The 15370-nt window shown below is 64.3% G+C and carries 9 protein-coding genes; 3 read left to right on the top strand and 6 right to left on the bottom strand.

What is annotated here, in order from left to right:
• Positions 1–29: 29 nt before the first annotated feature.
• Entirely contained in the window at positions 30–1130 is a 1101-nt protein-coding gene (gene mutY, locus OXT71_11365; GenBank protein ID MDE2926985.1) for an A/G-specific adenine glycosylase, read from the bottom strand.
• A 29-nt stretch (positions 1131–1159) separates the two neighbouring features.
• Positions 1160–2338, bottom strand: coding sequence for an acyl-CoA dehydrogenase family protein (locus tag OXT71_11370; protein MDE2926986.1), 1179 nt, complete (start codon positions 2336–2338; stop codon positions 1160–1162).
• Positions 2339–2483: 145 nt separating this feature from the next.
• On the opposite strand from OXT71_11370, the gene OXT71_11375 reads away from it, so the two are divergent.
• The 3 genes from OXT71_11375 to OXT71_11385 all read left to right on the top strand — a co-directional run bounded on the left by OXT71_11375 (position 2484) and on the right by OXT71_11385 (position 7692).
• Positions 2484–3401: a serine acetyltransferase gene (locus OXT71_11375; protein ID MDE2926987.1), complete on the top strand. Its 918-nt coding sequence runs from the start codon at positions 2484–2486 to the stop codon at positions 3399–3401.
• Positions 3402–3523: 122 nt separating this feature from the next.
• A complete protein-coding gene (locus OXT71_11380) occupies positions 3524–6223 on the top strand; it encodes a PSD1 and planctomycete cytochrome C domain-containing protein (GenBank protein ID MDE2926988.1) in 2700 nt (899 codons plus the stop codon).
• Positions 6224–6318: 95 nt separating this feature from the next.
• Positions 6319–7692 carry a DUF1501 domain-containing protein gene (locus OXT71_11385; GenBank protein MDE2926989.1) on the top strand — a complete coding sequence of 458 codons (1374 nt, stop codon included), beginning with the start codon at positions 6319–6321 and terminating at the stop codon, positions 7690–7692.
• Positions 7693–7695: 3 nt separating this feature from the next.
• Here OXT71_11385 and OXT71_11390 read toward each other — a convergent pair whose 3' ends face one another.
• The 4 genes from OXT71_11390 to OXT71_11405 form a co-directional block, all read right to left on the bottom strand.
• Positions 7696–9951 (bottom strand): M28 family metallopeptidase, encoded by a 2256-nt coding sequence (locus OXT71_11390; protein ID MDE2926990.1) that lies wholly within the window; start codon positions 9949–9951, stop codon positions 7696–7698.
• A gap of 40 nt (positions 9952–9991) precedes the next feature.
• Positions 9992–11785, bottom strand: a complete 1794-nt coding sequence (locus tag OXT71_11395) for an SLC13 family permease (protein MDE2926991.1) — start codon at positions 11783–11785, stop codon at positions 9992–9994.
• A gap of 207 nt (positions 11786–11992) precedes the next feature.
• A complete protein-coding gene (locus tag OXT71_11400) occupies positions 11993–14050 on the bottom strand; it encodes an AMP-binding protein (GenBank protein ID MDE2926992.1) in 2058 nt (685 codons plus the stop codon).
• Complete coding sequence (locus tag OXT71_11405; GenBank protein MDE2926993.1) at positions 14047–15267, bottom strand: ABC transporter ATP-binding protein; 1221 nt, start codon at positions 15265–15267, stop codon at positions 14047–14049. The genes OXT71_11400 and OXT71_11405 overlap by 4 nt, the downstream gene beginning before the upstream one ends.
• Positions 15268–15370 lie beyond the last annotated feature (103 nt).

Genomic DNA, 15370 nt, shown 5'->3' on the forward strand with positions numbered 1-15370 from the left:
CCTGGCATTCCCTCAGGTCGGGTCCGGAATCAAGCCGGCCCGTGTTCCCGGGCGTAGAGTCTCGCAATCTTGCCCACATAGGCGGGGACCGGATAGGAACGGTCCCCACCCGGATCGGCCCACACCAGTCCCGGGGGTGGGGCGGCCGTCCGGAGCGCGCCCACAACCGGATGAAGGGTGAGCCGCCGAAACGTGATCTGATGACGAACCGGTTTCAGCAAGCCGCCGATGTTGAGCGACAAGCCGAGCTTGCGATGAAAGGCCTTCTCCAGCGCATCGGCCGTCAGATCCGGATCCGGATCCCTGACCCGAATCCGGGGAAATTCCCACATCCCTTTCAAGAATTCACCTTCCCGGTTCCGGGCCAGCAGGAATCGATCCCGGTGACGGATCACGGCCACCGCGTAGCTCAACCGTCGCACGGCACGGCGCGCGCGGGGCAGGGGCAGCTTTTCCTGAACTCCGGCCCGAAGTCCGAGGCAACTCCCCTCCAGCGGACAGCGACCGCAACCCGGCGAGCGCGGCGTGCAGACCAGGGCCCCCAATTCCATGAGAGCCTGGTTCAGATCGGACACTTCCTCCCGGGCCGCGGCATAGCGGCTGATGCGGGTCAGCAGGTCCCACAGCGGCGGGGAATCGTCTCCGGCGGAGACGCCGTCCATCTTGAGGTAGCGGGCGAAGAGCCTGCGGATGTTGCCGTCCAGGATGGGCAGCGGTTGCCCATAGGCAATGGAGAGGACGGCTCCGGCCGTATACCGGCCGACTCCGGGCAACCGGATCATCTCTTGGTAGGTCCGTGGGAACTCACCCCCGTGGCGGTCGCGGATCTGCTGGGCTGCCCGGCGAAGATTGCGGGCCCGGCTGTAATATCCCAGCCCCGACCAGAGGGCAAGGACTTCGTCCTCGTCGCTTTCGGCCAGGTCTTCCAGCGTGGGATAACGCTTCAGAAACCTCCGGTAGTAGGGAACGACGGTCTTCACCTGGGTCTGCTGGAGCATCACCTCGGCCAGGAGGACCGGATAGGGCTCAAGCCGGCGGCGCCAGGGAAGATCGCGCCGGTGCCGCTGGTACCAGCGCAGCAGATCCCGGCAGAACGCGGCGACGGGAACCGGCAGTTCCAGCTTTTCCATGGAGTCGAAAACCAGGCCGGAGCAGGCCGCTACGGGCTGAGGACCTGCTTGGCGATGGTGGCGAGTTGCATGTGGGTCGTGCCCTCGTAGATGGACCCGATCTTGGAGTCCCGAAAATACTTCTCCACGGGATAGTCCCGGGTATAGCCGTAGCCTCCGAAAATCTCGATGGCGCGGGACGTGATCTTCTCGGCGACCCTGGAGCTGTAGTACTTGGCCATCGCCGCTTCCTTCAGAAAGGCCTTGCCCGCGTCCTTCAACCGCGCCGCGTTGTAGACCAGGAGTCTCGCCGCCTCCAACTCCGTCTCCATTTCCGCCACCGAGAACTGGACCCCCTGGAACTGGCCGATGGGCTTGCCGAACGCCTCCCGCTCTCGACAATAGGCGAGGGCATGGTCCAGGGCCCCCCGGGCCAGGCCGATCATCTGGGCGCCGATCCCGATTCTGCCCTCATTCAGAGTCTCGATGGCCACCTTGTAGCCGATGCCTTCGGCTCCCAGGACGTTCTCCGCAGGCACGGCGCAATCCTCCAGGATCAGCTCGCAGGTGGACGAGGCGCGAATGCCCAGCTTGTCCTCCTTCTTTCCGACGCGGAACCCGGTAAAGCTCCGTTCCACCAGGAAGGCGGTGATGCCCTTGTACCTCTTCTCGGGGGCCGCGTTGGCGAAGACGATGAAAAGATCGGCCTCCGCCGCGTTCGTGGTCCACAGCTTCCGGCCGTTGAGAACGTAATGGTCCCCCTGCCTGGAGGCCCGGGCCGCCATGGTGAACGCGTCGCTGCCGGAGGTCGCCTCCGAGAGGGCGTAGGCGCCCACCCACCGCGACGCCATGCGGGGCAGATACCGCTCCTTTTGGGACCGTGTCCCCCATCGCAGCAGAGCGTTGTTGACCAGGGTGTTCTGGACGTCCACGACGACTCCGGCCGACGCATCCGCCGTGCTCAGCGCCTCCACCGCCAGAATGGACATGAAGAAACTGGCCCCGGCCCCACCCAATGACGCGGGGACCTCGATGCCCATCAGATCCAACTGGAAAAACTGCTGCAGGAGCTCGGGCCGGAAGACTCCGTCCCGGTCCATCTCCGCGGCCAGCGGCCGGACCTCGCTCCGGGCGAAGTCGTAGACGGCATCCCGAAACAGCGCCTCCTCTTCCGACAATTCGGTGAGCGGCGACGGAGGCGAGCCGTAGTCGGACATGAGACGGATCATAGACAGACCCCCCTATCCTGACAAGGCCGGCACCAGCCCGGCCCGGCCGTCCGCTCCGGGCCGAGACCGGGCCGCGGCGGTCCTCCGGCGCCGTCCTGACAGCGGTCCCGGCACCGTAGTAGACTGTTGGCGAGGGGTCAGGGCCATGAGTTCCAAGATCGACGACAGATCGCGAGGCCGGCGTTCTCTTCCCCGAGTCATCGACGACATCGCTGCCACCTACCGGGACAGCCGTCTGAAGCACCAGCACCTGGGGGAGACGCCGCTTCCCAGCCAGCGGGTCGTTGTCGACGTCCTGGGAAAGATCCGAATGATTCTCTTCCCCGGATACTTCGGGCACCAATCCGTCACCAACGAGACGGTGGAAGAGTACGTGAGCGGCTTGGTCGAAGAGGTGTACCGGCGCCTCTCGAAGGAGATCTGCAAAGCACTCATTCTCGAATCCGGTCCGGACCCGGAGAAGGTCGGGAGAACCGCGGATGCCATCTGCCTTCGTTTCCTGAAGACCTTTCCGCGACTTCGCCGGCTGTTGGGACTGGACCTGGAGGCCGCCATGGACGGCGACCCGGCGGCCCGGAGCAACCACGAGATCATCTTCAGCTACCCCTGCATGAAGGCCGTCACCATCTATCGGGTCGCCCACGAGCTGACCCTTTTGAACGTCCCGCTGATCCCCAGGATCATGACCGAATACGCCCATCACGAAACGGGAATCGACATCCACCCGGGCGCCCGAATCGGCCGCCGTTTCTTCATCGACCACGGCACCGGTGTCGTCATCGGCGAAACCACCGAGATCGGAGAGAACGTCAAGCTCTATCAGGGCGTGACTCTGGGTGCGCTGAGCTTCCCCGAAGGGGCGGCGGCGGCCCGTGGAAAGAAACGCCATCCCACCATCGAGGACAACGTGGTCATCTATTCCGGGGCCACGATTCTGGGCGGCAATACGGTCATCGGCCGGGATTCCATCATCGGCGGCAACGTCTGGATCATCAGCAGCGTGCCTCCCGGGTCCAAGGTCATGGTGAGGGTTCCCAAACTTCGAATCACCGCCGCGGTCTGACCCGCCATTCAATCCGGGCCGGTGTGCCCGCCCTTTCACAGTTCCGCTCCCCCGTTCCTCCCCCCCTTGTCCCCCGCCGTTGACAGTTTCTTCCGGCCGTTGGTAACTTGGATCTTAACTCCATGATCAATCGGGTCATACTCTCCATCGGGATCCTGCTGGGGCCCGCCCTGCCCTTGTTCGGCTCCGACAGGTCCGCGGCCGAGTTCTTCGAGATGCGCATTCGGCCCCTGCTGGCCGAAAACTGCTACGCCTGCCACACCAGCGCCCGCAAGGGAGATCTTCGATTGGATTCGAGGGACGGACTGGTTCGCGGGGGCAGTTCCGGGCCGGCCATCAGGCCCGGAAACGCTGCCGGCAGCCTGCTCGTCCGGGTCGTCTCCCACACCCATGAGAGGCTGCAGATGCCTCCCCAGGGAAAGCTCAGCGACCGGAAAATCGAGGACCTGCGCAGTTGGATCGACGCCGGCGCCGTCTGGCCGGACACCGGCGACAAGTTGATCGCCTCGAATCCGGCAGCCACCTACACGGTCACGCCGGAGCAACGGGCCTTCTGGTCTCTGCGGCCGCTGCAGGAAACCGATCCTCCCGGCGTGGGGGATGCCCCCCGGCCGGGAAACCCCATCGACTATTTCGTCCTGGACCGGCTGGAAAAAGAGGGTCTGGCTCCCGTCGGGTCCGCCGACAGGCGTACTCTCATCCGGAGAGCCAGCTTCGACCTGAGCGGACTTCCGCCCACGCCCGAAGAGGTGGAGGCCTTCGCCTCCGACACCTCTCCGGACGCCTTCTCCCGGGTCGTGGAGCGGCTGCTGGCCTCCCACCACTATGGAGAGCGTTGGGGGCGCCACTGGCTGGACCTGGCCCGCTATTCCGACGGCAGATTGGGAGCCCGGACGGACACTCCCTATCCCAACGCCTTCCGATACCGGGATTGGGTCGTCGAAGCGTTCAACCGGGACCTGCCCTACGATCAATTCATCCTGGCCCAGGTCGCGGCCGACCAACTGCCTGTCGAAAGCCGGGAGGAATTGCTTGCGGGCCTGGGCTTTCTCGCCATCGCTCCCAACCTGGACGACCTGGTGGACGTGACGGCCCGAACTTTCCTGGGGCTGACCGTGGGCTGCGCCCGGTGCCACGACCACAAGTACGACCCCATCCCCACTCAGGACTTCTATTCCCTGAAGGGTGTGTTCACCAGCAGCAAAGCCGGGGAACACCCTCTGGTGGCCGACCCCGTCGTCGATGCCTACAAGCAGAGCCAGGAGCGGATCAACGCCCGGAAGGAGGCGATTCAGGCCTTCATCACGGCTCAGTCGGAGCAACTGTCGGAAATCCTGATGGGACAGACCTCCGGCTACATGGTGGCCGCCTGGAAGGCGATGCGCGGGAATTCGCAGGCGCCGCCGGCCGAACTGGACTCGGAGATCCTGGACCGGTGGGTCAAGTACCTGGGTCGAAAGGACCTGGAACACCCCTACCTCCGTGAGTGGGAAGAGCTTGGAGACCAGGGAGGAACTCTCCAACAGGTGAACGATCTCTCCCGCCTCTTCCAGGACGCGGTGCTGGCCGTCCACGCCGAGAAGAAGGGCATCGAGGACAGGAACTACGTGAAGTTGGGCGGGGCCAAAGGGGTCGCCGACCAGGGCACCCGCCAGTTCACGAACCTGGAGTTCCTCGACCTGGAGAAGTGGTACCTGTGGAGGGACCTGGCGGCGGGGCCCCATCCCCGAGGGAGCTTCCGGTTCCCGGGCGGAGTGTTTTACTACGGTGCGGAAGAGGGATTGGAGATCGATCGCTTTCTCAGCCCGGTCTGGAAGGGTCATCTGGACCGGATGCGCGCCGAATTGAAGCGTCTTGAGGACTCGGCTCCCGAGCCCTATCCGTTTCTCCACATCTATCAGGACCGGGAGAAACCGGAGGACCTCCAAGTTGCCATTCGGGGCGACACGAAGAACCTGGGGGACGTGGCTCCGCGAAGGTTCCTCCACATTCTGAGCGACGGGACCCCGAAACCATTCACGGAAGGAAGCGGCCGCCTGGAGTTGGCCAAGGCCATTGCCGATCCCCGGAACCCTCTGACCGCGCGAGTCATGGTGAATCGGATCTGGCAGCATCATTTCGGCCGGGGACTCATTTCGACGCCGAGCAATCTGGGGAGATTGGGAGAACCGGCCAGCCATCCCCGGCTGCTGGACTACTTGGCGGGGCGCTTCATTCGCAACGGGTGGTCCGTCAAGCAACTCCACAAGGAGATCATGCTGTCGGCCGCCTATGCCCGGAGCAGCCGACACCACCAGGAGAATTTCCGGAAGGATCCTGAAAACCGGCTACTGTGGCGAATGAACCCGATTCAGAGGCTGGACGCGGAAGCCCTGCGGGACACGATACTGGCCGTCTCGGGAAGTCTGGACCGCACGCCGGGCGGACCGCCGAATCCGCTGGACGAAAAGCACCGCCGCCGCGCCCTGTACGCCACCGTCAGCCGGACTCAGCCCGACCGGGCCATGGCGCTGTTCGATTTTCCCGACCCCAATGCCCACAGCGACCGGCGCGCCGTGACCGTGGGTCCCATGCAGCGGCTCTTTTTCCTCAACAGCCCCTTTGTCATGGAGCAGGCGAAAGCCCTGGCCGGCCGCCTGGCCAGAGAGTCTCCTCAGGGGAACCGGGCCCGGATCCGGCGGGCCTACCAATTGCTGTACGGACGCCCCCCGGATCCGTCCGAGATCCGCATGGGGCTTGAATACCTGGAGGAAGAAAAGGATCCCTGGCCCAAGTACGCTCAGATGCTGCTGGCGTCCAGCGAGTTCAGTTCGGTGAACTGAGGTGTCCGAACTCAGCCGGGGTTGGCCGGAAAGGACTGGCACGGTACTGACAATCCGGAAAGATTCCCTTACCGTTGTCACGGGAGGAGCCCAACATGAACCGACGTGAAATGCTGTCTCTCATGGGGACCGGGTTCGGCACGGTAGGCATGTCCAGCCTGCTGGCCGGCCCTTCCGGCGACCAGCCCCTGTCTCGCCGGACACCCCATTTCCCACCCAAGGCCAAGCACGTCATCTTTCTCTTCCTCAACGGCGGGCTCTCCCAGGTGGATACTTTCGACCCCAAACCGGCGCTGGACCGGCACCACGGCGATCCGCTTCCCGGCCCCAAGGTCAGGACCGACCGGGCCTCGGGAACCCTGATGAGATCTCCGTTTCGCTTCAGCCGCCGCGGCGAGAGCGGAATCCCGGTCTCTGAGATCTTCCCGCAAGTGGGCGAATCCATCGACGACTTCTGCGTCATCCGCTCCATGCATTCGGACATCGGCAATCACGAGCCCTCCCTGCTCCTCATGAGTTGTGGACATCAGCTCCCCGGTCACCCCTCCATGGGTTCGTGGATCACCTACGGACTGGGCTCCGAGAACGAGAACCTGCCCGGATTCGTGGTGTTGTGCCCCGGCTATCCCATCGTGGGCCCTCCCCTCTGGTCCTCCGGATTCCTTCCCAACACCTACCAGGGGACCCACGTTCGCAACAACGAGACGTCGCCGGAAAAGCTGGTGCGGAACGTTCGAAATCAGAGTTTGCTCCCCGGCGAGCAGGAGCGGCAGTTGGCTCTGTTGTCCCGACTCAACCGCTCCTACCTGGGACGGCTCGGTCACCAGCCGGAACTGGAGTCGGGCATCGCCGCCATGGAAGTGGCGTTCCGGATGCAGATGGAAGTGCCCCACGTCTTCGACATCACCCGGGAGAAGGAATCCACACGCTCGCGGTACGGCGACAGCGACTTCGGCCGCGGCTGCCTCATGGCCCTTCGCCTGGTGGAGCAGGGGGTTCGCATGGTCCAGGTCTTCTACGGAAGCTCCCAGCCCTGGGACAGCCACGACGACATCCAGGACCACCGCCGCCACGCCCAGGTGGCCGACGGTCCCATCGCCGCCCTGATCCGGGATCTGAAGTCACGGGGCCTGTTCGAGGAGACCCTGGTCATGGTCGGCAGCGAGTTCGGCCGCACGCCCATGATTCAGAACAGCGGCCTGGAGAAGATCGGAAAGGGGCGGGACCACAACGTGCACGGCTACAGCACGCTTCTGGCGGGAGGTGGAATTCGCGGCGGCTGCACCTACGGCGCCACCGACGATTTCGGATACAAGGCCGTGGAAGACCGGGTCCATCCCAATGACCTGCATGCCACGATCCTGCATCTCCTGGGCTTGGACCACACGCGATTGACCTTTCGGTACAGCGGGAGGGACTTCCGCCTCACCGACGTGGGGGGCAAGGTCCTCCACGACGTCCTGGCGTGACGGTCAAGGCGCCAGGAGTCGAGCCGCCCGTTCGACCTCGCCGGAGAAAGCCCGGATCAAGCCGGCCGTCCGTTCGATCTGAGCCTCGACCTGTTTCCAGTTCCGCTGCTCAATGGCCTCTCGTACTCCGGGAAGGGTCTTGACTCCGTACCCGGTGTAGAAGCCCGGCGCATAGATGTGATGCCGGTACCAGGGGCGCCCCGGCAGCCCCTCCGGGTGTGCGAATTTCTGCTCCAGCCCCGTCAGGATCCGATTCAACTGCAACCGTTCCGCTTCCGGAAGCGTGCCCCTCGATGCGAAACGTCCGTAGCCGCGAGCATACTTGCGGGCGCTGACCTGAAGTCCCGCCACGGCGTTTCGAAGCGGCGCGAAGTTGAAGAAGGGAACCGCATCCCGCGGCGCGGGAGGGACGTAAATCCGCGTCGGGTCCGAGGCCGCTTTCAGATATCCCTCCCGGATCCAACGGTTCAGGGCTTGGGTCCCGCGGCGCATTTCGCCGGCCAGATTCATGACCTCCGTCAGGTAACCCTCCAGCGTGGCGGCCAGGCGGGTGAACTCCAACGGCAGGACTTCGGCGTTGGCCAGCCGAAGAACGATTCTGCCGGCCACCTGGGCCAGGACCACGCCGTACCGGTATCCCGGATCCATGAACCGGTGGTAATGGTCGAAGGAGTCATAGAGGGAATGATAGGAGCCCTGGGAGGACTCGCCGCCGAAAGCCAGATTCAGGCTGGCGATTCCCAGGTGCTGGAGAAACGGAGTGTAGTCGGAACCCGATCCCAGGGCTCCCAGCCTCACCCGCTCCACCGGTGCAAGCGGCAGCGGATCGATGGAGACCGTTCGCCGGGCCAGGGAACGCTGCAGGACGCTCAGGTCCGTCTGGGGATCGTCGACGTCCCTCGCCGCCTGATTGACCAGCGTCTCCAGGATGTGGGAGCCTCCCGCGCTCAGGAATCCGCGGCCGTTGGAGTCGCTGTTCACGTACACGACGGCCTTTTTCTTCAACTCGCCGGCGTATTCCTCCACCCACTCGGTGGAGCCGATCAGGCCCGGCTCCTCGGCGTCCCAGGCGGCGTAGACGATGCTGCGGCGAGGACGCCAACCGTCCCCGGACAGGCTGGCCACCGCCCGGGCCTCGGCCAGCATGGCGGCCACACCGCTCACCGGATCCCTGGCGCCGTGGACCCAGGCGTCGTGATGGTTGCCGCGGAGGATCCACTGATCCGGCTCTTCCCGGCCTTCCAGCCGGGCGATGACGTTGTAGACGCGAACCAGGTCCCAGTTGAACTCCAGCTTGAGGCGCACCTTGGCCGGACCCGGACCCACGTGGTAGGTGATGGGCAGGGCGCCGCGCCAATGGGGGGGAGCCACCGGACCCCCCAGCGCGCTGAGCAGGGGAAGGGCGTCTTCATGGGAGATGGGAAGGACCGGAATTCGAGGCAGGGTGGGCGCTTCGCTGCGGGACAATCTTTCGGCGTCCTCGGTCGCCGCCGTGAAGGGGGTCAATGGATCTCCGGGATGGACCGGCATGTCCAGCACCGATCCCCTCTCCACCCCATCCTCATTCCGAAACGGACCCGTGGGATAGGCGTCGCCCTGGAAATACCCGTCGTCTTTGGGATCGGAATAGATGATGCAGGCCAGCGCGCCCCGCTCGGCCGCCAGCTTGGGCTTGAGCCCTCTCCATGAACCCCCGTAGCGGGCGATGACGATCCGGTCCTTGACCTGAATGCCCCGGCGGTCCAGTTGCTCGTAATCGGCCGGGATCCCGTAGTTGACGTAGACCAGTTGACCGGTCGCCTCCCCATCCGGCGAGTAGGCGTTGTAGGCGGGCAAAATTTCCGATGTCTGGCCGGAGGTGGAATCCTCGGCCAGCGCGGGTTCCTTCAGGCGAGCCCGGAAGGGCTCGGGCTCCAGCATTTCCAACCGGCGAAGCCTGGGTGTGGGAAAGAGGATCCGGTACTCGTCCAACCGGGCTTCATACCCCCAGGAGCGAAAGAGGGAAACCATGAACTCGGCGTTTTCCCGGCCTTTGGGAGAGCCCGGGTGATGCGGGCGGGAACTGAGTTTTCGGATCCATTCTTCAATCTGCGCCGGATCCAGGTCAGCGTCCATTTTCGATTCCAGGAGCCGCTGCTCCTCGGCCGCGCCGCGGGAAAACCCCAGGATTTCGGGAGGATTCTCCGGAGCGCTCTCGACCGGACCCCAACCGCTCCACAGGATCAGAAAACCGATTCCACAATGTCTACAGATGCGCATCGAGGACCTCCGGGAAATTCACCAGGCTGCCGAGACCGTCTCAAAACGGCCAGAAACGAGGAATGAGCAGTGTCGCCATGACCCAGAAGAGCAAACTCAAGGGACCGCCGAATCGGGTGAAGTCCAGAAACCGGTAGTTGCCGGGAGCATAGACCATGAGATTGGTCTGGTAGCCCATGGGAGTGAGGAACGCCGACGACGCGGCGAAGCAGGTCGCCATCAGAAAGGGCCTCGCGTCCGCGCCCAGGGCGGCAGCCAGGCTCAGGGCCACCGGCGGCATCAGGACGGCGGTGGCCGCATTGGACACCACCTGAGTCAGGCCGCAGGTGACCAGGTAGATCAGCGCCACTCCGACATATGGAGCGATGTCCGACCCCTCGAAGAAAGAGACCACAATCAATATCTGATCGGCGATGTAGCCGGCCGTGCCGGTCTTGATCATGGCTTCCCCCACGGGGATCAACGACGCGATCAGGACGACTACCGACCAGTCGATGGAGCGGTAGGTCTCCTGCGGGGAGAGAATGGCGAGAAAAAGGAGTAGCACCACCGCCAGAAACGCACCCTTCAGAATCTCCATGGTGCCCACGGCGGCCAGGAGCACCATAACCGGAATCAAAGCCAGGACCAGCCACCAAAGGCGCCCTCTTCTGATGTGGAGATCGACCTGGGAGATGATGATGAGGTCCTCGGACCGCCTGAGTTCGTCGAGGCGATCGGGGGCCGCCAGCATCAGCAGCGTGTCCGAAAAACGCAACGGAATATACGCCAGCTTGTCCCGCATGATCTCCCCATGGCGACGGACAGCCAGCACGAAAGCCCGATAGTGCTGGCGAAAGTCGGCATCCCTCAGGGTCTTGCCGATGAGGGTACTGGTGCGGGTGACCAGTCCCTCCGCCATGATCTGGCCCTCGCGGGCCAGTTCCCGGTCGTTGAGCTTCACGTCCGAAAGGAGCGCCAGGCCCAATTCCCTTCGCAGCCTGAAGATGTTGTCGACGGTCCCGCGGACGATGAGGATGTCGCCGACGCCGAGACGCTCGTTTCGAATGTTTTGGGCAACATGCTGGCCATCTCTCAGGATCGAGAGGACGGTGATGTCGTAGGTCTTGTTCATGCCGACTTCAAGGCAGCTCTTTCCGGCGAGCTTCGACTTTTCCTGGACCCGGACTTCGGTCAGGTACGCGCCCATGTGGTAGTTCCCGGCCAGGGAGACGGGAGTGGAGCGGGCGGGCAGAAGACGCCGGGCGAGAAGGCAGACGTAGATCAGTCCGGCACCCAGCAACAGGATCCCCAAAGGGAAAAACTCGAACATTCCGAAAGCAGGCTGGCCGGCTTTTTCCGCGACAGAACTGACGATCAGATTGGTGGACGTCCCCACCAGGGTCAGGGTTCCTCCGGCCATACTGGCGAAGGAGAGGGGGATCAGGGCTTTGCTGGGACTCAGGTGAAAGCGCCGGCACAGGCTGATGGCCAAGGGAATGAAGACCGCAACCACAGCGGTGTTGTTCAGAAAGCCGGAGAGAATGCCGGCGACCCCCAGGAAAATGCACATTCCCAGCCATTTCCGGGTCCCTACCTGCCGACTGAGACGATCGGCGGCCACCTCCAGAATACCGGTCTTCACCAGGGCGTGACTCAGGACGAACATGGCGGCAATCGTGATCACCGCCTTGTTGCTGAACCCCGAAACGGCCTGCTCCACAGTGAGGGTTCCGGACACCAGGAGAACGCCCAACAGACCGACCGCGGTCACCTCGATGGGAAAGATTTCCAGCGAGAACACCACCAGCGCCACCGCGATCAACACCAGCATGAAGGCAATCTCGAGCGTCATGATCCGCCGGTCTCCGTAACTCCTGAGAACCTGGAGGGGGCGATTTCCAAGCGCCCGGTCATCGTCGCCATGTTTGTTACACCGGAGTTCGGCGGTTAGGAAACCGCCGTTCCAGTTCGGCGGTTAGGAAACCGCCGCTCCTCTCCTTTTTCTGCCGGGCGTCCGCCGGACCGAGCCGGTGGGGAAGCACCTCATCCGGCCTCCTGATCATGCGTCCCACCTCGAATACCGGGAACGCAACTGCCGACGCAGGATCTTGTTGGAGGCAGTGCGGGGCATCTGGTGGACCACCCGCACGTCGTGCAAACGGAACAGGGGGTTGAGCCGGTCCGCGACCGCCTGTTGAAAGATCCCCAGGAGTCCCTCCTCGTCGAAATCCGGTTCCGGCGTCGCCGGGACGACGTAGACCACCAGCCGGGTCGCGCCTCCGCCGGGAGGAGAGACCGCCACCGCCGCCGTCTCGCCGATCCCCGGAACCCGGTTCAAGACTCGTTCGATCTCTGCCGACCCCACCTTGATGCCGCCCAGGTTCATGGTGTCGTCCATCCGTCCCTGAGCCCGGTAGTAACCGTTGCCGAGCCGCTCCATCCGATCTCCATGCCGGCGCAGCGGGACCCCTCCCGGCCCCTGGGGCGTTCCGGCGAAATACTCCCGGTGGTGGTCCCGGTTCAAGAGGCGAGTGGAGAGGCCGATCGACGGCGGAACGATGAAGATCTCCCCTTGGTCGGACTCGACCCCACGCCGATCCCGAATGGTCAGACTCATCCCCAGAGCCGCCGTCGAGAAGGCTGAGGCGACAGAAGGTTGCACCACGGTGCCGGTGATGTAGGCGCCGCCGATCTCGGTTCCGCCGCAGTATTCGACTACCGGCCGGTATCCGGCCCGGGAGGTCAGATAGTGCATGTCGTCGGGATTCGAGCATTCTCCGGTAGAGGTGAAGACCCTGACCGAGGACCAGTCGAGTCCTTCCACGCAGCTTCCGGCCCGCCAGGCCCCGACCAGAGTGGGCACGACCCCCAGGACGTTCACCCTCGCATCCTGCACGAACTCGCAGAATTCCCTGGATGTGGGAATTCCGTCGAACAGCGCGATGGTGGCTCCATTGATGAGCGAAGCATAGATCAACCAGGGTCCCATCATCCATCCCAGGCTCGTCGGCCATGCCACCACGTCTCCCTCCCGAATGTCCTGGTGCAGGCATCCGTCGGCGGCGCACTTGATGGGGGTCAGGTGGGTGAAAGGAATGGCCTTGGGATCGCCCGTGGTCCCCGAGGAGAAGAGAATGTTGATGGCGTCATCGGGATCACACGCCACCGCCCGGAAAGCCTCCTCATCACTCAGGAAATCGTCCCATGACAGGTCTCCTTCCCGGAGCGGTTCGGAGAGGCGTCCCTGCACCGGCACCACCACCGCCACCGGAGCGCCGGCCTCCAACATCCTGGGGTAAAGGGGCAGCTCCCGGGAACCGCGAAGAATCCGGTCCTGGGTGAAGAGGGCCCTGGCTTCTCCGACTCTGAGCCGGGTCCGGACCTCCGGCGCGGAAAAGCTTTCGGCTATGGTCAGCGCCACGCAACCCGCCTTGATGACACCCAGGTAGATGGCCACGGCTTCGACGTTCATGGGCATGTCGATGGCAACCGTGTCGCCCCGGTGCACTCCCAGGCGGGGCAGCGCGTTGGCGACGCGGTTCGAAAGGGAGTCCAGCTCCTTCCGGGTCAGACTGGAAACCGGCGCTCCCTCCCTGTGACAAACGATGGCCGGGTCCGATCCGCGGCCGAAACAGCTCTCGGCGATGTTCAGCCGGGCGCCGGGCAGCCATCTCACGTTTTCCGCGCCCGGTGTCGAATCCAGCGTCTTGACCGGCGCAGTCCGGAACCGGATCCCCAGGTGCCGGATCATCAAATCCCAGAACGCGGAGCGGTCCTCTACGGTCCAGGAGTGGAGTTCGGCATACGACTTCAGACCCAGTTGCTCTTGGATTCGCGCCAGGTTCGTTTCCCGGATGGATTCCGGCGCCGGAACGAATATGGGCGCGGGGCCCGCATCGGGCTCGTTGCCGCACACGGTCCGGTGCAGCAGTTGGTGGACCGGGAACGGATGGGCCGGACTCAGAAGACCGCTGCTCACTCTTCGCCAGCATTCGGCGGCGGAGCAAGTCCCCAACAGACGGTTCACTCCCGCCGAGAGCCGCCGCGCTTCCGGAGGCTCCACTCCAAGGGCGACGAGATCGCCGCTGCGTACCCGTTCGGCGGCGGAGCTTCTCACTCCTCACTCCTCCGCTTCTCTCTTGCCGGCTTGCTTCTCCCTCTTTTCTCTCCCGGCCCCCATTCCACTTTCAGCCGCACAAGACCCGCATCGGAACCACTGCGGGTCACGGAGAAGGGTTCCTTCTTTTCGGCCAGGTCGTAGGACTGGAGACCGTCGGTGTCGGTGGCCACGACATTGAAGTAGTACCGGCCTTCCAACAGCGCCATGCGGGGAAAGACCACCCGGGCACGGTAGTCGCCGGGACCGGCCTCCCGGAGCGGGATCCCGTCGAAGACGGTGCTGGTGACGTAGACGACAACCCCGTCGTCCCGCACCACGGCGACCCCCAGGCCGGGAGTTCCGCGAAACTCGGGGAGAAAGCGGGCCGACACGTCCAACTCCAGGCTCTCGCCGGTCCGGAAGGGTCCGGTCCGGGGGCGTTGGAGCTTGACATCCTCGATCCAGCAGATCTTTCGAGAACCGGCCTCCCGGGCCCGGACCGGATCCCACTCCCGGCTCCCGGTCCGGCAGAAATCACGGTATCGCCCCAACACTTCGCGGCTTGAACCCATGGCTTGGACCTGCCCCCGATGCAGCCACAGGGCTCTGGAGCAGAAGCTCTCGATCTGATGGAGAGCGTGGGAGCACAGGACGGCGGTGCAGCCTCGATCCCGAAGGCCCTGGATTCGATTCAGGCACCTGCTCTGGAACTCGCCGTCTCCCACGGCCAGGACCTCGTCCACGATCAGGACATCCGGCTCGAAACTGGTCGCCAGGGAGAAGGCAAGCCGCAACATCATGCCCGCGGAGTAGGTCTTGAGCGGCCGATCGATCTCGTCGCCAAGGCCACTGAATTCGATGATCCCGGACTCGCGGCGGGCGATCTCCTCTCTGGAAAAACCGGCCAGCGCGCCCCCGAAGTAAAGGTTGCGCCTTCCCGTGAACTCCGGATCGAAACCGACGCCCAATTCCAGAAGCGCCGCCACCCGGCCCTGGACCCGGACATCTCCGCGGGTGGGAGCGCAGGTCCCGGCCAAGATCTTGAGCAGCGTCGTCTTCCCCGCCCCGTTGTTGCCGACGATGCCGAAACTTTCGCCGCGCCGGACTTGAAAGCTGACCGATTTCAGGGCCGCGAATTGCCGATGGGAAGATCTCCCGGAACTGAGCTCCCGCAACAGGGCAAATGGACCGGGATAGGACTTGTAGACCTTGCTGACCTGATGGGCCCGGATCACGTCGGGAGTATATCAGCCGGTGCCGAGTCTCCCACGCCGACGACGAGTGGCCTCGCTTGCGGCAAGCACCCGGGACTCCTGTGCAGGCGTCAGGGAAATCCCG

It is taken from the genome of Acidobacteriota bacterium (assembly GCA_028874215.1).
In the GTDB taxonomy this organism is placed as follows: Bacteria; Acidobacteriota; UBA6911; order RPQK01; family JAJDTT01; genus JAJDTT01.